The sequence below is a fragment of the Roseateles sp. P4_D2 genome, from assembly GCF_056401875.1.
Map to the genome: position 1 here is coordinate 59,692 of NZ_JBFUIM010000020.1, position 19,754 is coordinate 79,445.

The 19,754-nt window shown below is 70.0% G+C and carries 14 protein-coding genes; 6 read left to right on the top strand and 8 right to left on the bottom strand.

Annotated features, from left to right (window positions below):
* Positions 1-14: 14 nt before the first annotated feature.
* Genes lnt through AC1DW0_RS27735 form a run of 3 tightly spaced genes read right to left on the bottom strand, consistent with a single transcriptional unit; the run spans position 15 to position 4,250 of the window.
* Positions 15-2,447, bottom strand: a complete 2,433-nt coding sequence (gene lnt, locus AC1DW0_RS27725) for an apolipoprotein N-acyltransferase (protein WP_477949241.1) — start codon at positions 2,445-2,447, stop codon at positions 15-17.
* An 11-nt stretch (positions 2,448-2,458) separates the two neighbouring features.
* Positions 2,459-3,121 carry a hypothetical protein gene (locus AC1DW0_RS27730; RefSeq protein WP_200955206.1) on the bottom strand — a complete coding sequence of 221 codons (663 nt, stop codon included), beginning with the start codon at positions 3,119-3,121 and terminating at the stop codon, positions 2,459-2,461.
* A gap of 16 nt (positions 3,122-3,137) precedes the next feature.
* A complete protein-coding gene (locus AC1DW0_RS27735) occupies positions 3,138-4,250 on the bottom strand; it encodes an SGNH/GDSL hydrolase family protein (protein ID WP_477949243.1) in 1,113 nt (370 codons plus the stop codon).
* Between the two features lie 251 nt (positions 4,251-4,501).
* On the opposite strand from AC1DW0_RS27735, the gene AC1DW0_RS27740 reads away from it, so the two are divergent.
* The gene (locus tag AC1DW0_RS27740; RefSeq protein ID WP_477949245.1) at positions 4,502-5,698 is read left to right on the top strand and encodes a hypothetical protein; all 1,197 of its coding nucleotides are present in this window, start codon (positions 4,502-4,504) and stop codon (positions 5,696-5,698) included.
* A gap of 34 nt (positions 5,699-5,732) precedes the next feature.
* Here AC1DW0_RS27740 and AC1DW0_RS27745 read toward each other — a convergent pair whose 3' ends face one another.
* Positions 5,733-7,253 carry a TonB C-terminal domain-containing protein gene (locus AC1DW0_RS27745; RefSeq protein ID WP_477949247.1) on the bottom strand — a complete coding sequence of 507 codons (1,521 nt, stop codon included), beginning with the start codon at positions 7,251-7,253 and terminating at the stop codon, positions 5,733-5,735.
* A gap of 253 nt (positions 7,254-7,506) precedes the next feature.
* Between AC1DW0_RS27745 and AC1DW0_RS27750 the strand changes: the two genes are divergently transcribed.
* Positions 7,507-7,767 carry a hypothetical protein gene (locus AC1DW0_RS27750; protein WP_157281053.1) on the top strand — a complete coding sequence of 87 codons (261 nt, stop codon included), beginning with the start codon at positions 7,507-7,509 and terminating at the stop codon, positions 7,765-7,767.
* Between the two features lies 1 nt (position 7,768).
* Here the strand turns inward: AC1DW0_RS27750 and AC1DW0_RS27755 are convergent, their stop codons facing one another.
* On the bottom strand, positions 7,769-8,701 hold the full coding sequence (locus tag AC1DW0_RS27755; protein WP_457389655.1) for an NAD(P)-dependent oxidoreductase: 933 nt from the start codon (positions 8,699-8,701) through the stop codon (positions 7,769-7,771).
* Positions 8,702-8,863: 162 nt separating this feature from the next.
* Here AC1DW0_RS27755 and AC1DW0_RS27760 point away from each other — a divergent pair, with 162 nt between their 5' ends.
* The 3 genes from AC1DW0_RS27760 to AC1DW0_RS27770 all read left to right on the top strand — a co-directional run bounded on the left by AC1DW0_RS27760 (position 8,864) and on the right by AC1DW0_RS27770 (position 14,347).
* A complete protein-coding gene (locus AC1DW0_RS27760; protein ID WP_477949249.1) occupies positions 8,864-10,921 on the top strand; it encodes a M13 family metallopeptidase in 2,058 nt (685 codons plus the stop codon).
* A 176-nt stretch (positions 10,922-11,097) separates the two neighbouring features.
* Entirely contained in the window at positions 11,098-12,672 is a 1,575-nt protein-coding gene (locus AC1DW0_RS27765) for an MFS transporter (RefSeq protein ID WP_457351110.1), read from the top strand.
* 295 nt (positions 12,673-12,967) lie between these two features.
* Positions 12,968-14,347, top strand: a complete 1,380-nt coding sequence (locus AC1DW0_RS27770) for a TAXI family TRAP transporter solute-binding subunit (RefSeq protein WP_457320531.1) — start codon at positions 12,968-12,970, stop codon at positions 14,345-14,347.
* A 222-nt stretch (positions 14,348-14,569) separates the two neighbouring features.
* Here AC1DW0_RS27770 and AC1DW0_RS27775 read toward each other — a convergent pair whose 3' ends face one another.
* A complete protein-coding gene (locus AC1DW0_RS27775; protein WP_056191920.1) occupies positions 14,570-15,172 on the bottom strand; it encodes a DUF4337 domain-containing protein in 603 nt (200 codons plus the stop codon).
* A 91-nt stretch (positions 15,173-15,263) separates the two neighbouring features.
* On the opposite strand from AC1DW0_RS27775, the gene AC1DW0_RS27780 reads away from it, so the two are divergent.
* Entirely contained in the window at positions 15,264-16,286 is a 1,023-nt protein-coding gene (locus AC1DW0_RS27780; RefSeq protein ID WP_457351104.1) for an alpha/beta hydrolase-fold protein, read from the top strand.
* Between the two features lie 20 nt (positions 16,287-16,306).
* On the opposite strand, the gene AC1DW0_RS27785 is transcribed toward AC1DW0_RS27780, so the two are convergent.
* Both AC1DW0_RS27785 and AC1DW0_RS27790 read right to left on the bottom strand, forming a co-directional pair.
* Complete coding sequence (locus AC1DW0_RS27785) at positions 16,307-19,021, bottom strand: response regulator (RefSeq protein WP_477949253.1); 2,715 nt, start codon at positions 19,019-19,021, stop codon at positions 16,307-16,309.
* A 168-nt stretch (positions 19,022-19,189) separates the two neighbouring features.
* A complete protein-coding gene (locus tag AC1DW0_RS27790; RefSeq protein WP_477949255.1) occupies positions 19,190-19,753 on the bottom strand; it encodes a YfiR family protein in 564 nt (187 codons plus the stop codon).
* Position 19,754 lies beyond the last annotated feature (1 nt).

Genomic DNA, 19,754 nt, shown 5'->3' on the forward strand with positions numbered 1-19,754 from the left:
AATCAGCGGCGGATTCAACCGGGCACAGTCCGCAGCAACAACCAAGCGGGCAACCCCAGATATAGCGCCAGCAACCCGAGTCGTTCCAGCCCCGCGCGCGCCGCTGTCGCCCACCCCGGGAGTACCAGCCAGCCAGCAAACGCGCCCAACTCGATCACCGCCCGCACCGCAGCCGCGCACAGCACCACGCCGGCAATCCAGGCCGCCCACCACAGCCCGAAGGCGGTCAGATAGGCCGCCAGCCCGTAGCTGTAGAACTCCCCGAAGGCGCTGCCGTAGGCGATCTTCTGGTGCAGCTGGAAGGCGGGCACGGCCAGCAGGAAAGGCAGCAGCAGGAACTTGAACGCCGGCTGGGCGAGGCGGCTGGGCGGCAGTTGTGCGCGGCTGCGGGCGTAGGCCCACCAGGCAAGCCAGGGCGGCTGTTCATGCATGGGCAGCCCGAGGGCACGGGCCAGGGCCCAGGGGTCGGGCAGGGCGAGGCCGTGGAGCCAGCGCTCGCCTGAGTTCAGACGCAGCGAGGCGCCTGAGCCAGGCAGGTGCAAGCACCAAGGCTCGATGGCGGCGATGTCGCTCAGTGGGACCTCCAGTCGCCGCGAGCCGCGCGTCAGCACCAGTAAGCCTTCCGCCAGCGTGACCTGGGCTGTGCAGGCGCGCAACAGGGCCCAGGCCGCTGCCTCGGGGATGAGGCACAGGGCCGTGAACATGCGCAGCAGCGCGAGGGTGTTGGTCTGCAGCGTGCCATCGCCCCACAGCCAGATTGCACCCATGGCCAGCGCGCCGCCGCGCGAGATCAGCTGCAGCAGGCCCGCCACGGCGCGGGCGGCAGGGGGCAGCACGACGAACTGGCTCGCAAGAGTGGCTGGCAACTCGACGGGAGAGATACCCACCCAACGCCGCAGCACCGACCACATCGCCAGTCCGGCAATGAAGACCGCCGCCGCGCGCCCGACCCAGTCGCCCCAGCGGACCATCAGCGTGGGCGCCGGGTCGCGCACTGGCAGGTCGCCGATGACGAGGGTGCGTTCGCCCATGCGCGTGGCGGCGATGACGGTGCCGCGGGCATCGATGACGGCGCTGAAGCCATTGGTCGTGACGCGAAACTGCGGCAGGCGGGTCTCGATGCTGCGAAAGGCCGCGACGGCCTGGTGCAGGGAGGCGCCCTGCTCGTGGTCAGTGAACCACGAGTCGTTGGACATGGTCAGGATGACTTGCGCGCCCAGGCGTGCGCCGGCGATGGCGAGGCCGGAGTCGGTGTCGTCAAGGCAGATCAGCGGTAACACGGGCACCTCGCGCCTATCGGCCAGGCGCAGCGGGAAGACGCGCACGCCGCTGCCAGGCCGCCAGCTGCCGGCGCCGGGCAGCCAGCCCCGGACGGCGGGCGTGTCCAGCCATTCAGGCAGGGCTTCGGTGAAAGGGAAGAGCCGGGTCTTGCGATACATGCCAGCCAAGCCGCTGCGGGGCAGCACAAACGCGGCCGCGTTGTATTCCCCGTCGGCATCCCGGTCATAGGTGCCAAAGACGAAGGGCACACCTGCCGCGTCGACGATGGCCTGGATCTCGGCGTCCAGTTCGGCACCGGCCGCGCTCTTGGGCTGGCCGAAGCTGGTGGGGTAGACGGTCTCGGACCACAGCACCGCGTCGACATGCTGGCGCTCGACGGCGTCGTAGCTCATGGCGAAGTGCGTATCAAGGACCTCACGCACGACGGCGGCAGCACCCTTGTCGCGGCGCAGGCGCTCGTAGTCGGTGATGTTGGACTGCACCAGGCCCATGCGCAGTGGCTTGGCTGCTGAGGTTTGCTCAGGTTGCAGCGCGAAGAGGCCATAGCCGGCCAGCAGCAGTGGGCCGACGGCAGCAAGCACCAGCGGCGCAACCATCGCGCGCAGGCCTTCGCGGCGGCGCGCCAGTGCGGCGGCGACGGCCTCGTTGGCCAGCAGCAGCACGACGGTCAGCCCGGTGGCGCCGCCCAGCTCGGCGGCCTGGCGCAGCAGCGGCGCGGGGTAGAGGCCGTGGCCCAGCGTGTCGCCCAGCACATGCGGCAGCGCCCATTCGGTGGCGGCCCAGGCGGCCACGCCGGCCGCGGCAGCGAGGGCCGCGCCGTGATGGCGCCGCACCAGGTGGCGCACAACGGCGAAGACGAGGATCTGCGGCTGGAACAGCGGCGCGGCGAGCAGCAGCAGCGCCAGGCCCGCACCCGCGCCGATCTGCGTGTAGGCGCCGAGGGCGCTGCCGAACCAGAAGAACACGGCGGCCGTGTACGCAACCGACATGGCCCAAGCGCCGAGCAGCGTGCGGTCCAGACGGGCTTCGGCATCCAGCGTGCGCAGCCAGGGCACCAAAGCGACGAAGCCCAGCACCCACGAGGGGCCGCCGCGGGCGTACAGGCCGCAGAGCAGCGCGGCCACGACGACGCCGGTCCACCGGCTGCGGGCGAGCCGGCTGGGCAAGGCAGCGAGCGTCAACGCGGGCCGTCCACCGGCGCCGGCACGACGATGCGCCGGATCGGCAACCCCGGCGGCGCCAGTTCAGGCGGCACGACGCGGTCGGCCGGCACGGCGACGCTGCGGCCATTGATGACCAGCGTCTGCGCATCCGGCGAGAACATCAGCATGGGCTCGATGCGCTGGCCGTCGTCGGTGGCCTGGTGGTGGCGCACATAGCCGGGCGGCAACTCGAAGTTCTCGGGCACGGCCAGGCCGATGATGGGCGGGCGCGTGCCGGGGGGATTGAAGGCGCCGAGGCCCGTGCGCACGCCGGCCGCATGCAGGCGCTGGATCACTTCAGCCATGGTGGGGCGTTCGCCTTCGTTGACGTAGTCGGCCAGGTCGGGCGTCTGGTCGCCGTTGGGGTCGCGCAGACGCGGGATGCGGGCGACCGGCGCAGTGGCCGTCCCGGTCATGACCACGGCGACCGTTGTATCCGGGGCACTGGCCCAGGCGGTGGGTGTCTGGGCAGCCACTGATGCCGGCTGAGCCGGTGCCGCAGCAACCGCTGGCGATGCGGGTGCCTCAGCCGCCGGCCACCACCAGGCGAGCCCACCAACTACCACGGCGATCGCAACCACCAGCACCCAGGGGGAGGGCCCCCAGGTGGTGTTGTGGCGGTCGTTGGGTCGCGTCATGACAGCCCCGTTCAGTTCATGGCGCCGCCGGGTTGGACGTCGAAATCGCCCAGCCCATGCGCTCATGCCCGTACTGGTTCCAGATGGGGCTCTTGCCGTTCGTGAATGACGTGTAGCGCGCCGCGCCCGATCCGGTGGTACCGCCGAAGATGCCGGCGGACACAGTGCCGCCGCTGTAGGTCGGGTGGGTGTCGTCGGACTGGATGTAGTCGTAGCTGCTGCTGGCCGAGACGAACTTGGCGTTGGCGTCGCGCAGCGTCGATTTCAGCGTCGACGTGATGCGCGTGACGTAGCTGGCCTCGCTTTCGCCGGCCACATAGCGCAGCGCGTCGGAATCGATCACGCCGTCGCCGTTGCTGTCGTAGTCCGCGCCCATGTACTGCGCGAAGTTGTCGGCGCAAGTGAAGCCCTTCTGGCGCGCGTACTCGCACATCCAGTAGTTCATCGTCGCAATCTTGGGCAGGAAGCGATCGCGCATGTTCACAGTGGCGCCGGTGCTGGCGTCCTTGCAGCTGCTCTGCGTGTTGTCGGCGTTGTAGCCGGGGTAGTGCAGGTTGGAGATCTGCTTGAGCTTCACGCCGGCATAGGCATTGGCGTTGATGAAGTCCATGGCGGCAGCCACATAGGTCTTGCAGCTGTTCACGGCGGCGTCCATGCCTGCGTAGTTGCAGGTGCCGGTCTGGCTCTTGAAGGCGGAGCGGGCCTGCAGGCCGTCGTTGCCACACATCTCGAAGGTGACGACGCGGGTGGACGCCGCCTGCATGTACGACTTCTCGGCCACGATCTTGTTGTTGTAGACGTCGGAGGCGACGGCGCCGGACTTGGCGCGGCGCACGCTCTCGATGCTGGCGTTCCACTTCGCCGCAAGGTATTCCGCGTCCACCGTGGGCGCCGCGTATTTGGCGGCATTCAGCACCGAGCCGTTGTAGCCGGCATAGATGGAATCGCCATAGGCGACGACGCGGTATTTGGCGGTCGTGCCTGTGCGGTTGATGGTCCAGGACACGTTCTGCGTCAGCGTGCTGGCGGCGGCGGGTGTGGCGCATATGACCGCCAGCAGCGGTACGCCCAGGCGGCAGGCGGCGCGGCGTAGCGTGCATTGGATAGCGGCGCGAAGGGAAGTCCTCATCTGTGTCTCCTAGCTTGGTGTTTGCGACGGGAACCAACAGAGCGCCCGGTCGCCGCGTGGGCAGGCCGGAACCACGAACAACACTTCACGCTAGCACCCTGCCTGCGGGGCGAATCGGGGACATTCCCTCTGTGTGCGGTGCAGCAAGAGGGACGGCGGAACCCTGGTAATACGACCAAATCGCCGTGCCGAGGCCGCGGCGAAGATCGCGCACTTGCAGTTCGAGCCCAACAATCTCTGGCTACCGCTTCATGACTGAATTTGTCGTTTTTCTAGCAGTCTTGCTGGTTGTGAATGTGCTGGTGTCGCGCCGCGTCATCGCGACGGGGCGGCGGATACACCTGCCGGTGGGCATGCTGCTGGTGGCGATCTGGCTGTTCCCGTTGGGAGGCGCCTTCATCGCCTTCCTGTCCACACCATGGCGTCGTGTCGTGGACAAGGTCGTCGCGGACGCGGGCTATCGCGATCGCAGCAACGGGCAGGGTCCGGCGCCCGAGGATTTGGCTCACGCGGCGGGGGGTGCGAGTTTTTCAGTCATGGACCATTTGCAATGGGGCCACGAACTGCCGGTGCTGGACTGGCGCGCCCTGAACCGCTGGGCAGCGGGCGACGAGACCAGCCATGCAAGTGACGAGCAGCGCATCGCTGCGCTTGAGGCCGGGCGCCGGGCCTGGCTGCTGCACCTGGGCGAGGCGCTGGGGCCGCAGATGGGCCTGCTGGAGACGGAGGAGGCCATGGTGCTGTCGCCGCTGAACGAGCGCGAGGAGCGCGCGACCGCCGCCTACGTACATACGGCCCGCAGACGCATCGAGCGGCTGCTGGGGCCGCTTGCGAGCTTCCCTGCGGGCCAGCGCAGCCTTGTTCTGGTGCTCAACAGCGAGGACGACTACTACCGCTATGTTTCGCTCTACTACCCGGACGGCGAGTTTGCCGTTTCAGGGGGCATGTTCATAGATGCCGGCTGTCCACACTTCGTCGTGGTGCGTGCCCACCTCGGCGCTGTCGAGCCCGTCATTGCGCACGAGCTGACGCACAGCGCGTTGGCTCACCTGAGGCTGCCGCGCTGGCTGGACGAGGGCATCGCCGTCAACAGCGAACGCCGTGTGGCCGGTGCGCAGCCCTCGCTGCACACGGCGCCGCAATTGCACGTCCTACTGCGCGACCACTGGAATGCGGCCAAGGTGCAGCGGCTGTGGTCGGGCGAATCCTTCCTGCGCGCCGACGACGACACGCTGCTGTCCTATGAGCTGGCGCGCATCCTGGTGGAGCAGATGTCGCGGGACTGGGACGGCTTTGCTGCTTTCGTGCGCGCGGCCGCTCACGCGACCGACGCAGGTGGCAGCGCGGCGCGTGACGCGCTGGGGCTGGACCTGGGCGCCTGCGCGGCGGCGCTGGTGGAAGCGTCATCAGCCGAGGGCTGGTCGCCGCAACCGGCGCTCTGGCGCTGAGTGACGCCGGCAGACGGCTACTCCTGGCGGGCGATCAGTACAGCCGGATCGCCGAATCGAAATGCCAGGTACGGCGGATCTCGATGACGTCGTACTCGCGCGCCAGCGCCGGCGTGAAGGCCGGGTAGTTGGCCTGGCTCTCAATGACGCGGCGGATGGCCTCGTCCAGCGCCGGCACGCCGCTGGAGCGGTAGAAGCTGACCGACTCCACCGTGCCGTCGGCGCGAATGGCAACCGTCACGAGCGGGTCGGTGTAGGGTTGCTTGATCGCGTCGCGGACGAGGTCGAAGGTCTGGTTGAACTGGATCTTGCGCGCCCAGGCCTCGGCGTAGAGCACCATCTCGGCGTTGGCATCGGTGCGGCCGAAGAGGCGGCCGCGGCGGGCGCTGCTCCAGGACGAGGGCAGGTTGGAGGGGGCCTGGCGTGCAGCATCCCGTTGGGCATCACGCTTGGCGGCTTCCTCGTTGAGCTGCTGGCCGATGGCGCGCAGCCGGGCTTCGCGCTGCTCCTCGGCGGCCTTGGCCTCGGCCAGCTTGGCGGCCGCGGCGCGGGCGGCTTCCTGGCGAGCCGCCTCCTGGCGCCCGGCTTCCTGTCGTGCGGCCTCCTGCCTGGCGGACTCGGCGGCCTGACGGGCGGCTTCGGTGCGTGCAGCTTCCTGGCGGGCCGTTTCCTGGCGGGCTGCCTCTTGCCGGGCGGTTTCCGCACGAGCGGCCTCGGCGCGAGCTGTCTCCTGCCGAGCCGCGTCCTGTTGCGCCGCGAGTCGGCGTTCGGTCTCCAGCCGTGCCGCTTCCTGCTTCGCGGCGGCCTGGCGCTGGGCTTCCTGGCGTTCGGCTTCCAGCCGCGCCGCCTCGGCACGGGCCGCTGCCTCTTGACGTGCAGCCTCCTTGCGAGCGGCCTCCTGTCGGGTCGCCTCCTGTTTCGCAGCCTCCAGTCGTTCCGCTTCGGCCAGTTTTTCCGTCTGCTGCTGGGCTTGCTGTTGGGTGTCGCGCCTGGCGCGGTCGAGCTGGGCCATTTCGGCGGCGCGCTCGCGGGCCTCGCGGTCCAGTGCGGCGCGTGTGCTGTCGTCGCGCGTCAGCGTGGTCAGGGCGCTGGAGGCAGCCGAGAGGGCCGCGATGACGGGGGCGGAGGCCGGGGGTTGAGGCGGCACCGTCCAGGTCGTTTCGTTGGGCCGTTCCACGGCGATGACGGCCGGGGCGGGGGCGGGTGGCGGTGCCTCGTCGGCCGCCGGGGCGCGTGGCGCCGGCACAGCCGAGGTTTCGGACGGCGCAAGCGGTTCGGCGGGCAGGGGCGATGGCTCAGCGGCAGGCGCTGGCGGCGGGGTGACCAGCACGACGCGCAGGTCGGGCACCTCGGCGCGGCGGGCCTGCCAGGGCAAGCTCAGGCCGGGCAGGCCCAGGCCTTCACCGCCAAAGGTCAGGCTCAGCAGCAGCCCATGGGCCACCAGAGAGATCAGCAGGGCCCGCGCCGGGCCATGGCGCGATCTCCGCGGCCAGGAGGGGGCGGTTTCAGCGGCGAGCGCCTGCGCGAGGCTGGGGCCTGAAGACCAGCGGCTCAAGCCGGCCCCACCAGGCGGGGGCGAATCAGCTCGGGATGATCCTGGCAGCGCATGCGCCCATTGTCGTCAGACGTGCGGGCCGATCAGCACCGGGTTGCCATCAGGGGCGCCCGGCCCCGCGGATGCGGGGGGCGTGCTGGACCGGCACGCCACCCGCCAACCGCGGAATTAGGGAAGGGTTGATGCGGGGGCGTGTCGCTATCGGCGTCGCAATAACGTCTGTTCCACAAGCCTGACATTTTTCGGAGATTCCATGATGGCCTCCCTGCCCGATCCCCGCCGCCTGCTGACCCTGGATGCGCTGTTCGCGCGCCGACGTCCGGCGCGGGCGGAGCGCGAAGAGCCGCAGTTGACGCGCATGCCCGAAGACGCCGACGTGCTGATGATGCAGGAGATGGCCAGCACCCAGATGGGCCGACTGGCGGCAGAGGTGGCGCTTCAGGAGGGCAGCCGCCGCCAGTACGCCGCGCGCGAAGAGAGCGAAGTCATGGAGGCGCGGCGCGAGCGGCGCTGAATCAGATCGGCGTCAGCAGCGCCTCGCCGCGCCGCCAGGCGTCGACGTTGGCGATGAAGTTCTCCACCGTGGCGCGGATGGACTGGGGCGACCAGCCGGCCACATGGGGCGTCAGGATGACGTTGTCCAGGCCCAGCAGCTCCTGCGGCGGGCGGGGCTCGCTTTCATAGACATCCAATGCCGCACCGGCGATCTGCCCAGCCCGCAGGGCCGCGGCCAGCGCGGTGGTATCCACGCAGCTGCCGCGCGAGATGTTGACGACATGGCCGCCGGCGCCCAGCGCCGCCAGCACCTCGGCGTTGACGATGTGCCGGGTGGCCGCCCCGCCGGGCGTGGCGACGACGAGGTCGTCGGCCCAGGCAGCCAGGGCCATCACGCTGTCGAACCAGGCCGCATCGCCAGCATCCTCCCGCGGGCGGCGGTTGTTGTAGCCAATGACCATGCCGAAAGCGGCGGCACGCGTGGCGATCTTGCGGCCGATGCCGCCCAGGCCGATGACGCCGAGGCGCCTACCCTTGAAGTTGGGGAAGAGGGGCAGGGCGTCCCGCCAGACGCCGGCGCGCAGCGCCACGCCCAGCTGGGGCAGTGCCCGCACGCTGGCCAGCAGCAAGGCCAGGGCGTGGTCGGCCACGCAGTCGTCATTGGTGCCGGCGCCGTTGCAGACGAGCACGCCGCGCGCCTTGGCGGCCGCCACGTCGAGATTCTCGTAGCCGGCGCCCTGGGCGGCCAGCAGCTTGAGGTTGGGCAGCGCGGCGATCTCGTCGGCGGAGAAGCCGGTGCCGCCATTCGTCAGCACGAGGTCGATCTCGGCGGCGTGGGCCGCTATTGCCGCGGCCCGGCCGGTGGCGTCGGGGGCGTCGATGACGCGAAAGCGTTCCAGCAGCAGGGCCTTGTGTTCGGCGGCGATCGGGACGAGCAGCAGCAAGGTTTCCATGGGCAAATTGCAGCAATCAGAAAGCGCCCATCATGGCCGAACCTATCTGCTTCTCCTCCCCCGCCGAATTCCGCGACGGGCTGGCCGCTCCCCCAGGTCTGACGAATGGCTGCTGGCGCGCCCAGCGCCCACAATCGCCCCACTTCAAATTCCTCGCCCACCATGAAACGACTGCTGCTCCCCGCCTTGCTGGCGGCGACATTGGCCCACGCGGCCGGCCCCAATGCTGCGGAAGGTCCGCTGGATGCCCTGCCCTACACGCCCAGCCTGGACGTGACGGCCATGGACCGCAGCGCCGACCCCTGCGACGACCTCTACCGCTACGCCTGCGGCGCCTGGACCAAGACAAACCCCATTCCGGCCGACCAGTCGCGCTGGTCGGTCTACGCCAAGATGGCCAACGAGAACCAGCGCTACCTGTGGGGCGTGCTGAACAAGCTGGGCCAGCCGGGCGCCGAGCGCACGGGGCCTCAAGCCAAGCTGGGTGACTACTTCGCCGCCTGCATGGACGAGGGCGCCGTGCAGGCCACCGGGCTCAAGGGCCTGCAGCCGACGCTGGACCGCATTGCCGCGCTGAAGGACAAGAAGGCCCTGCCGCCCCTGCTCGCCGAGTTGCAGCTGGCGGCCGGCAATGACCGCCTCTTCTTCGGCTTCAGCGCGGGCCAGGACTTCGCCGACGCGACGCGCCAGATCGCCTTCGCCTCGGCCGGCGGCCTGGGCCTGCCCGACCGCGACTACTACCTCAAGCGTGACGACAAGACGCTGAAGATCCGCACCGCCTACGAGGCCCATGTGGCCCGCATCTTCGAGTTGCTGGGCGACACACCCGAGGCCGCCAAGGCGGGGGCGCGCAGCGTGCTGGCCACCGAGACCACGTTGGCCCGCGCGTCGCTCTCCAAGGTCGACAAGCGCGACCCCTACAAGACCTTCCACGTCGTCGACGCGCGCGGCCTGAAGGCGCTGATGCCCGGCTTCGACTGGGCCAGCTACCAGGCGGCCCTGGGCACCACGCCCTGGCATGCCCGCTACAACGTCACCGAGCCGGCCTTCTTCAAGGCACTCGGCGCGCGCCTCAACGCGATGAGCCTGGCGGACCTGAAGACCTATCTGCGCTGGCAGCTGGCCAGCAGCCTCAGCCCCGCGCTGGACAACGGTTTCGTGCAGGCCAATTTCGACTTCTACGGCCAGACCCTGCACGGTACGCCCCAGCTGAAACCGCGCTGGAAGCGCTGCGTGCAGCTCGTCGACGTGCAGATGGGCGAGGCGCTGGGCCAGGAATTCATTGCGCGCAACTTCACGCCCGACCTGAAGGCCGCGGCGGTGCAGATGACCGACGAGATCGAGGTGGCCATGGGCCGGTCCATCGACAGCCTGGCCTGGATGAGCGCCGAGACCAAGGCCCGCGCCCACGCCAAGCTCAAGGCCATCGTCAACAAGGTGGGCTACCCGGAGCGCTGGCGCGACTACTCGGCCTTTGCCGTGCAGCCTGGCGATTTCCTGGGCAACGTCACGCGCGGCAACGCCTTTGAGGCCAAGCGCCGCCTGGCCAAGATCGGCCAGCCGCTGGACCGCGGCGAGTGGGGCATGACGCCGCAGACGGTGAACGCGTATTACGACGCGCAGATGAACGACATCAACTTCCCCGCCGGCGTGCTGCAGGCGCCGCTGTACGACGCAGCTCTCGACGAGGCACCCAACTACGGCAACACCGGCGGCACCATCGGCCACGAGCTGACCCACGGCTTCGACGACGAAGGCCGCCAGTTCGACGCCCAGGGCAACCTGAAGAACTGGTGGACCAAGAAGGACGGCAAGGAATTCGAGAAGCGCGCCGCCTGCGTGGCCGACCAGTACGCCACCTACACCGTCGTCGATGACATCAAGATCAACTCCAAGCTGACGCTGGGCGAAGACCTTGCCGACCTCGGCGGCCTGGTGCTGGCCTGGGAGGCCTGGAAGGTGCACATGACCGGCAAGACGCTGGAGAACCGCGACGGCCTGACGCCCGAGCAGCGCTTCTTCGTCGGCTTCGCGCAGTGGGACTGCGCCGATGCCCGCCCCGAAGCCCTGCGCGTGCAGGCCAAGGTCGACCCGCACTCGCCGGCGCGCTGGCGCATCAACGGCGTCGTCGTCAACATGCCGGAGTTCGAGAAGGCCTTTGCGTGCAAGCCGGGCGCCAAGCTGGTGAAGCCGGCGGGGCAGCATTGCAAGGTGTGGTGATCTACACGGGCTGAGGGCGCTGCTCATTGCCGCCGCGATGAGCAGCGGCGTTGTCGGCAGCGGCCACTGACCGTGAAGGTAGCATTGCGCACGCAGGATGCGCCCATTTCCCGGCGTGCCTGGCGCGGGTGCCTTGGTGAAAGCCGGGTGGCACCTCGATTGCCCGCCGGAGTTCCATGACCGCTGCGCTGCATCCACCCTGCGACCAGGCCGCCATCCGCCACGGCCCTCCGGCATCGCCCTGCTCGCCGGCCAGGCAGCGGTGGGTGCTGGCGACCGCAATCCTCGCGTCCGGCATGGCCTTTATCGACGGCACGGTCGTCAACGTGGCGCTGCCGGCAATCCAGAACGAGTTGCATGCCACGCTGCATCAGGTGCAATGGGTCGTGGAGTCGTATGCGCTGTTGCTGGCCGCGCTGCTCCTGCTTGGCGGCGCGCTGGGCGACCGCTACGGCCGCCGCCGCATCTTCCTGATGGGTGTGGCGATCTTCGGCGTGGCCTCGGTGCTGTGCGCGCTCTCAAGCGGCGTGAACGCATTGATCGCGGCGCGCGCATTGCAGGGCGTGGGTGCAGCCCTGCTGGTGCCGGGGAGCCTGGCGCTGATCAGTGCGGCCTTTCCCGAGCATGAACGGGGCCGGGCCATCGGCACGTGGGCCGGCTTCAGCGGTATCACGGCCGCCGTGGGGCCGGTGATCGGCGGCTGGCTGATCGACCATTACTCCTGGACCTGGGCCTTCCTGGTGAATGCGCCGCTGGCCGCGCTGGTTGCGGCGATGGCGATGCTGCGGGTGCCGGAATCCCGCGACCCACAAGCCACGGGGCGGCTGGACTGGCCGGGGGCGGCGCTCGTCACGGTGGGCCTGGGCGGCATCGTGTTCGCCTTCGTCGAAGGGCCGGCCCGCCAGTGGGATTCGCCCGCCGTGATCGCCGCCCTCGTGATCGGCATCGTCGCGATGGGGGCCTTCGCCTGGGTCGAGAAACGTACGCCTCGGCCCATGCTGCCGCTGCAGTTCTTTCGCGACCCCGTCTTTGCCGGCGCCAATGTGCTGACCTTGCTGGTCTACGCGGCCCTCGGCGGTGGCCTCTTCTTCGTGCCGCTGGCGCTGATCCAGGTCCATGGCCTGTCGGCCGCCGCCGCCGGAGCGGCGCTGCTGCCCTTTATCCTGATCATGTTTGCGCTGTCGCGCTGGGCCGGCGGCCTGGCCGACCGGGTCGGGCCGCGCACACCGCTGGCCATCGGCCCCGTGATTGCGGGCGCCGGCTTCGCTGCGCTGGCGCTGCCTTCCATCGAGGCCAATTACTGGACCGGGTTCCTGCCGGGCATCGTGGTGCTCGGCGTGGGCATGAGCGTGACGGTCGCGCCATTGACCACGGCTGTCATGAATGCGGCGGGCGCCGACGCGGCCGGCGTGGCATCGGGTATCAACAACGCGGTGTCCCGTGCGGCCGGCGTGCTGGCCATCGCTGCGCTGGGTGCATTGATGGCCTGGGCATTCGGTGTTGCGCTTCGAGGCCAGCTCGACCACCACGGCGTGCCTGCCGCTGTGGCGTCGCTGGTGCTGGAGCAACAGAGCCGGCTCGCGGCCATCGAGCTGCCGCGGGACATCGACGCAGCCACCCGAGCCGCGGCCCAGAGCGCCATCCACGAGGCTTTCATCAGCGGATACCGCTGGGTGATGGGCGTGAGCGCCGCGCTGTGCGTACTGGGCGCGGCGGTTGCCGCGATGTTGATGCGCAAGGTTGAGCGTTAAGACACGCAGTGCGCACGGGCTGACTTGGGACGCCTGTGCCAGAACCGACAGCGATTTGGAAGAACGCTTCCAGCCTAGTGCCGTCGCCCGCTTTGCAGCGAAAGCGGGCGTAACAGTCCGCCTGCGCGCCTCCCATACGATCGGCCGGTCCTCCATCGGTAAAGGCCCAGCCCGTGCGACGCCTCGGCATCACGATCATCCTCAGCCTTGCTGCCACCACTCATGCGGGTGCTCGGGAATGCGAGCGACTCTGCAACACGCAGGCCCAGCCTTTGCCCGCTCAGGACGGCAAGCCATGACCCCGATTCAGCAATGGCATGCCACCCGCAGCCTGCGCCTGCTGCTGCAGACGCTGCGCGACTTGATGGTCTCGATGGGGCCGCTGCTACTGCTCGGCGGAGGCCTGCTGGTCGCTGCCTACTGGTGGCTGGATCCGCAGCCGCCGCGCCAGGTAAGGCTAGCGACCGGCCCGGCCGGAAGTGCCTACGCCAGCTTCGGCGAGGGCTATGCGAAAGCGCTGGCACGCGAGCGCATCCAGGTGGAGCTGATCGCCAGCGAAGGCGCGCAGGACGATCTGGCCCATCTGCGCGCGGGCACGGTCGATGTGGGCTTCGTACGCGGCGGCATGGCCGATCCGGTGACCGATACCGAGGCCGGCATCGTCTCGCTGGGCAGTCTGTTTTACGAGCCGATCTGGATCTTCTACCGCCGCGATCTCGGCATCGCGCGCCGCCAGCCCGGGGGCGAACTGCAGCGCCTGGACCAGCTGCGCGGCCTGCGAGTCAATGTGGATCAGGACGGCAGCGGTGTACCGCAGATTGTTGAGAAGCTGCTGGCGCTGAACCAACTGAAGCCGACCGATCTGCGGCTGTCCAATCTGGCGCCCGACGCCGCGGGTGAGGCGCTGCGCCAGGGGCGGCTGGATGCCACGGTGCTGATCTCGGCGCCGCAGGCCCGCCTGATCCGCGAGCTGCTGCGCGACCCGGCCATTGCGCTGATGGCCTTCGAGCAGAACGAGGCCTATTCGCGCCAGCTGCCCTTCCTGTCCACCGTGAGGCTGCCGCGTGGTGTGGTGGGCCTGGCAGCCGATTTACCGCCGCACGACGTGCCGCTGCTCGCCACCACCACCGCACTGCTGGCGCGCGAGCAAACGCACCCTGCGCTGCGCCAGCTGTTCGCGCAGGCGGCCCTGGGTCAGCACAGCGACGCCGGCTGGTTCAATGGCGCGCGCGACTTCCCCAACACCCGCACCAGCGAGCTGCCGGTCAGCGCCGAGGGCGATCGCGCGATCAACGGCACGACGCCGGCGTGGGCGCGCTACCTGCCCTTCTGGGCCGGCAATCTGCTGGAACGCATGTGGCTGGTGGTCGGCGGCCTGCTGGTGCTGATGCTGCCGCTGTCGCGCGTGGTGCCGCCCCTCTACACCTTCCGCGTGCGCTCGCGCGTGTTCCGCTGGTATGCGCGGCTGCGCGAGGTGGAAGCAAAGCTTGAAACCGGCGCAGGCGAGCGCGGCGCTTTACTCGACGAGCTGGATGAGCTGGACCGCGTCACACACCGCATTGCGGTGCCGCTGTCCTATGCCGAAGAGCTTTACGCGCTGCGCAACAACATCTATGCGGTGCGCAAGCGCCTGCTGGCGCAGCGGTCCCGGCCGACAGACGGACCGACCGACTAGTCAACAAGCGGCGCGGCGGCGTGCTGCCTGTCCGTTCTGCCATCCAGTCCGACCCCGGGATGAGCGGACCGGCTGTGAGAAAGGCACTGTTGGACGGTGGCAGCTGCCTTGGCTTTCCGAAAGTCCGGTATCCGCCGCCTGAAGCAGCCCAAGCTCAAAACTGCGCGGCGCCCGGCGTCCCGCAAAGACCGCCTCGCATCTCTCGCTGCTCAAGCAGCAACGCTACGACAGCAACCGGAACAGCATGTTGGGATGGATGGGCAGGTCCATCAGGCCGGCCACGCCCATCAGCACGCCGAAGAAGGTTGGCAGCAGGGCCACGAAGTACAGCGGCCAGAGCCGGGTCAGCGCCGTCACGGCCAGAAGGGCGATGGCGATGGCGAGCAGGGCGTCGGACAGGTCGAACTGGTCGTCGCGGCGGTTCAGCGTCTCGTAAGCGGTCTGGGCTGCCTCGGCCTGGGCCTTGAGTTCGTCGCGCTTCTTGAGCTGGTCGGCCGCCTTGGCGCGGTAGCCAGCGATGGCTTTGTCGTAGTCCGCGGCTTGCGCGTTGGGTGCTCCGGCCTTGGCCAGCTCGAGCTGGGTGGCCGCCTGCTCGGCCACGTCGGCGCGAATCGTGCGCGCCTGGAAGTAGGCCCAGTAATCGAGCTTGTCGGCCTGGGCCTGCTGCATGCCTTGCACGATGTTGTCGTCCTTGACCTTGCAGATGCCCATGAAGGTGGCCAGGATCGCCACCGTGATGGCGACAGCGGCGTTCAGGCGCGCGGTGCGCGCCTCCTGCGCGGCTTCGGCGGCCTGGTCGATGAGGTCTTTGGGATCGAGGTCCATGGAAGGGGTGTGTAGTTGGCAGCGGAACTATGCGCGCAGCACGGGCCTTGTCTGTGGCAATCTCGCGGCCTTCAGTTCCTGCGCAAGCCGAATGAAAGCCAAGACACTGCTGCTGACATTGCTGTTTGCCGTCACCGCCACGGTGCGCGCTGAGCCCGTCACTTTCGCGCTGGAGGCGCCGCAGGCGAGCCGGGTCCTCCTCGCCGGCGAAATGACGGGCTGGGACAAGCACAAGCAGGCCATGGCGCGCGGCGCCGACGGCATCTGGCGCGTGCGCCTGGACCTGGCGCCGGGGCAGTGGCTCTACAAGTTCGTCGTCGACGGCCGCTGGGTGCATGACCCGGCCACGCCAGACCACGATGCCGATGGCCAGGGCGGCCAGCATTCCTTCGTCTTCGTTGGCGAAGGTGCATGGACGCCACCGGCCACCGGTCGAGGCCGTGTCGAGACGTACGAGGTGGCTTCCGCCGCCTTCGGCCGGACCGACAAAGTCAACGTCTATCTGCCGCCCGGCTTCGAGCGCGGCCAGGCCCTGCCGGTGCTGACGCTGCTGCACGGCGGCGGCATGGACGCCGACCAGTGGTTTCGCACCGGCCACATCGAGCGCTATGCCGACCGCCTCATCGCCAGCGGCCGTGCACGGCCCTTCGTCATCGTCATGCCCAGCAGCAACGGCCGGCGCTACGACGGCCCGGCCGAGCGCTTCATCGTCGACGAGTTGCCGGCCTGGCTGAAGGAACAGTACGGCCTCTCACCCATACGCGCGCAGTCGGCCATCGCCGGTATGTCCCTGGGTGGCTATGGCTCGGTCAAGCTGCCGCTGGCGGCGCCGCAGCGCTGGGGCTATGCCTTCGCGCTGAGCGGCTGGTATCCGGACGAGCTGATCGCCGAGGTCCAGCGCGCCGGGCGGCTGCCGGTGCCACTGGTGCTGCGCTGCGGCAGCGAGGACGAATTGGTCACGACGAATCGCGCACTTCAGGCGGCGCTGCGCGCCCAGGGCCAGGCGCCCGACTATCGCGAGGACGCCGGCGCCCATACCTTCCACTACTGGAGCCACGTGACGGCGGAGATGCTGGAGGGCGTCGACGCCTACTTCCGTCGCGCCGGTCCCTGAAGATTCGCTGATCGCGGCGTTCAGGCCAGCGGCGGCGCGGCGCAGAGTGAGCCGCTGGCGGAGATCGCGGGCGCGAGTGCGGTGATCACTTCGTCGAGTGCGGCGTCGACGGCGGCGCCATGGATGCCGGCGATGCACGCCCGCTCCAGCCGCAGCGCGGCTTCGCGCAGCCCGTCCATGCCAAAGGTGCCGGCCAGGGATTGAAGGTCGTGCGCCAGGCGGCGCCCGGCCGCCGCGTCGCCGGCGTTGCGCGCGGCATCGAAGTCCTGTTCAAAGCTGCGGTATTTCTCGGCAAAGCCGCCGAGGGCACGTCGCAGCAGCGCGGCGTCGCCGCCGAGGCGGCCCAGGGCGCCGGCCATGTCGATGCCCGGTGTGGGCAGGCCCACGGCGGCAGCGCTGCCGTTGTCGGCCGGCGCGCGGGGGCGCACCCAGCGTGCCAGGGTGGCATACAGGTGCGCCACGTTGATCGGCTTGGCGACGTGGTCGCTCATACCGGCCGCGAGCGCCTTCTCGCGGTCGCCCAGCATTGCGTTGGCGGTCATGGCGATGATGGGCAGGTCCTGCCAGCGCGGCTGCTGGCGCAGCCGCTGCGTTGCCTCGAAGCCGTCCATCTCCGGCATCTGGCAGTCCATCAGTACGGCGTCGTAGTCGTGCGTGGCCAGCCGCTCCAGGGCCTCGCGGCCATTGCAGGCCATGTCCACCGCGATGCCTATGCGGCCGAGCAATTCGGCGGCGAGGTCGCGGTTGATCTCGTTGTCCTCCACGAGCAGCACCCGTGCGCCGTCCAGGCGCACGTCGAGCCGCGGCGGCAGCGGGGTAGCGGCGTGCTCGCCGCCCAGGCCCGACGCTTGGGCACAGGCGTCCAGCAGCGACCAGGGCGTCACCGGCCTGGCCACCATCACGGTGGCCGCCGCCAGCGCGGTGGGTGGGTCCTGGCGGCCCGCCTCGGCCAGCAGCACCAGGGCCGGCAAGCCGCCCGTAGCCTGGGCGGCGAGGCGGCGCGCGAAGTCCGCCAGGTCCAGGCCGGCCAGCGGATGCTCCAGCACGGCCAGGTCGTAGCCTTGCGCCGCGTCCTCTGACAGCCGCGCCAGCGCCTCGGCGCCGCTGGCGGCGCAGTCAACCTGCAGCCCTGCCTGAGTGAGCGTCGCGGCATGCAGTTGGCGTGCCGCGGCATGCGCAACGACCACCAGCGCCCGCCGCCCGTGCAGGCCGGCGGCGGGCTGGGCGTTTGTCGCCTCGGGCAATGCCGCCAGGCTCAGCATGAACGAGAAGCGGCTGCCCCCGCCGGCGGAGCTGTCGACTTCGAGTTCACCGCCCATCAGCCGCACCAGCTGGCGGCTGATCGCCAGCCCCAGCCCGGTACCGCCGTGGCGGCGGCTGGTTGCGGCGTCGGCCTGCTCGAAGGGTTCGAACAGGCGCTGCCTGAGTTCGTCGGAAATGCCCATGCCGGTGTCGCTGACCGCAAAGCGCAGCACCGCCCGCTCGCGCTCGCGGCTCACCGTCTCGACGCTCACCTGCACCTGGCCGTGATCGGTGAACTTGACCGCGTTGCCGGCCAGGTTGAGCAGCACCTGGCCCAGGCGCACGGGGTCGCCCAGCAGCTGCCGCGGCGGGTCACCCTGCACCGAGAACAGCAGCTCCAGCCCCTTGTCATGCGCCTGCGGGCCCATCATGGAAGCCAGGCTGTCCAGCACCTCGGGCAGGTCGAAGGGCAGGGTCTCGACGACCAGCTTGCCGGCTTCGATCTTGGAGAAGTCGAGGATGTCGTTGAGGATGGTCAGCAGCGAGCGTGCCGCGCGGTTGACCTTCTGGATGTGCACGCGCTCGCGGGGCGGCAGCGCGCCTTCCAGCGCCAGGCCCGACATGCCGATGATCGCGTTCATCGGCGTGCGGATCTCGTGGCTCATGTTGGCGACGAAGGCGCTCTTGGCGATGCTGGCCGCTTCGGCGGCGTCGCGCGCGTGGCTCAGCTCGGCGGTGCGCTGGCCGACGGTGCCCTCCAGGGCCGTGTGCTGGCGGCGCAGCTCGGCGTCGCGCTCGTGCAGCGCGCCCATCAGCGCGTTGAAGCCCTCGCCCAGCCGGGCCAGCTCGTCGGCACCTTCGACCGGCACGCGGCGGTCGTAGTCGGCGCTGACGCGCACCTCGTCGACCACCGCCGCCAGCGTGGCCAGCGGCCGGCCGATGGAGCGTTGCAGCGCCCACAGCAGGCCGAGCATCACCGCGGCCCCCAGCAGCACGAGCGCAGCGCCGAAGGCGACCATGGCGACCAGGTTCTGCCGCTGCAGTTCGGCCAGGCTGGTGACCAGGACCAGGCGCGCATCGCCGTCCAGCGCCTGCACCCAGCGGGCCGCGCCGAGGTCGGTCGCCAGCGCGAAGCCTGGCTCGCTGCCGCCGCCCGGTGCGGAAGGCGGCCACTCGACGGCCTGCGGCGCGCGCAACTGCGCGAGCAGCCGCCCGTCGGCCAGGCGCAACTCGGCCGACAGCACCAGCGGGTTGGGGCGCAGCGAGTCCAGGATCTCCTGCGCGCGCCGCGCGTCACCGAAGGCGACCGCCGCCTCGGCACCGACAGCGATCAATTGCGCCATGGGTTCGACCTGGGCGCGGGCGCGCTGTTCGAGGGTCAGGCGCTGCACCAGCACCAGGCCGGCCGCGCCCGCGGCGAATACCAGCACCGCCGCCACCAGCAGCGACAGCATCAGCACGCTGCGGATGCGACGCGGCCGCGCGGCGTTCATCTCAGCTACCCCTTCCGCATTCGCGACACCTGCAGCGCGCGAACCCCGCGGGCCGAGCGCCGGGCCGCTCCCAAGCCGGCCCGGCATGGCGATGTGCTTGCGGCTCAATGCCGCAGGCATCGCCGTCCCCCCGGGGGACCGGCCAAGGTACTCCTTGGACGAGGGGCTTCATCTCAACCTCCGCAGGCTGCCGTGCTCGACCACTTCGCTGGACACCTCGAGCAGCTTTGCCGGGATGCCCAGCGAGGCCCGGCGTGCCTGGTCGAGATTGATGCTCATCTCGATGTGCTCGCCGGGCAGCAGGCGCACGACGCCGCCCTCGCTGAGGAATTCCGGCGCATTGCCCACGGTCAGGACCGGCAGGCCGCTCAGCTGCGCCAGTGCCGCCCGGCGCGCCGACGAGCTGACGGCGCCGACGAAGACGATGTGGCAGCTGGCGAGCGCCTCGGGCGACACGGCGCGCCTGACGGTGAACGGCCGGCCCTGTTCGAGCCGGCCCTGGAAGGTTTGTTCCAGGGAGGCGTCGAAGTGGTTCTCGTCGACGGTGCAGACGTTCCAGGGCATGGTGCCGTCGGCAAAGGCCCGCGACGGCCAGGTGACGTAGCGGGCGAAGTTGCGCATGAACGCGGCCTCGACCCGGGACTGCCGCTCGACCAGCGGCGCCTGCGCGCCGGCCAGCGGCCCCAGCGCCCAGGCCAGGACCGCCAGCGCGACGGAGCGTCCGAAACGCACG

What these genes read in the sequence shown, in the direction of transcription:
- AC1DW0_RS27750 (WP_157281053.1), top strand. Translation starts at nt 7,507, where the DNA reads ATGATGGCCTCCCTGCCCGATCCCCGCCGCCTGCTGACCCTGGATGCG.
- AC1DW0_RS27775 (WP_056191920.1), bottom strand. Translation starts at nt 15,172, where the DNA reads ATGGACCTCGATCCCAAAGACCTCATCGACCAGGCCGCCGAAGCCGCG.
- AC1DW0_RS27740 (WP_477949245.1), top strand. Translation starts at nt 4,502, where the DNA reads ATGACTGAATTTGTCGTTTTTCTAGCAGTCTTGCTGGTTGTGAATGTG.
- AC1DW0_RS27765 (WP_457351110.1), top strand. Translation starts at nt 11,098, where the DNA reads ATGACCGCTGCGCTGCATCCACCCTGCGACCAGGCCGCCATCCGCCAC.
- AC1DW0_RS27760 (WP_477949249.1), top strand. Translation starts at nt 8,864, where the DNA reads ATGAAACGACTGCTGCTCCCCGCCTTGCTGGCGGCGACATTGGCCCAC.
- AC1DW0_RS27755 (WP_457389655.1), bottom strand. Translation starts at nt 8,701, where the DNA reads ATGGAAACCTTGCTGCTGCTCGTCCCGATCGCCGCCGAACACAAGGCC.
- AC1DW0_RS27730 (WP_200955206.1), bottom strand. Translation starts at nt 3,121, where the DNA reads ATGACGCGACCCAACGACCGCCACAACACCACCTGGGGGCCCTCCCCC.
- AC1DW0_RS27770 (WP_457320531.1), top strand. Translation starts at nt 12,968, where the DNA reads ATGACCCCGATTCAGCAATGGCATGCCACCCGCAGCCTGCGCCTGCTG.
- AC1DW0_RS27735 (WP_477949243.1), bottom strand. Translation starts at nt 4,250, where the DNA reads ATGAGGACTTCCCTTCGCGCCGCTATCCAATGCACGCTACGCCGCGCC.
- AC1DW0_RS27785 (WP_477949253.1), bottom strand. Translation starts at nt 19,021, where the DNA reads ATGAACGCCGCGCGGCCGCGTCGCATCCGCAGCGTGCTGATGCTGTCG.
- AC1DW0_RS27780 (WP_457351104.1), top strand. Translation starts at nt 15,264, where the DNA reads ATGAAAGCCAAGACACTGCTGCTGACATTGCTGTTTGCCGTCACCGCC.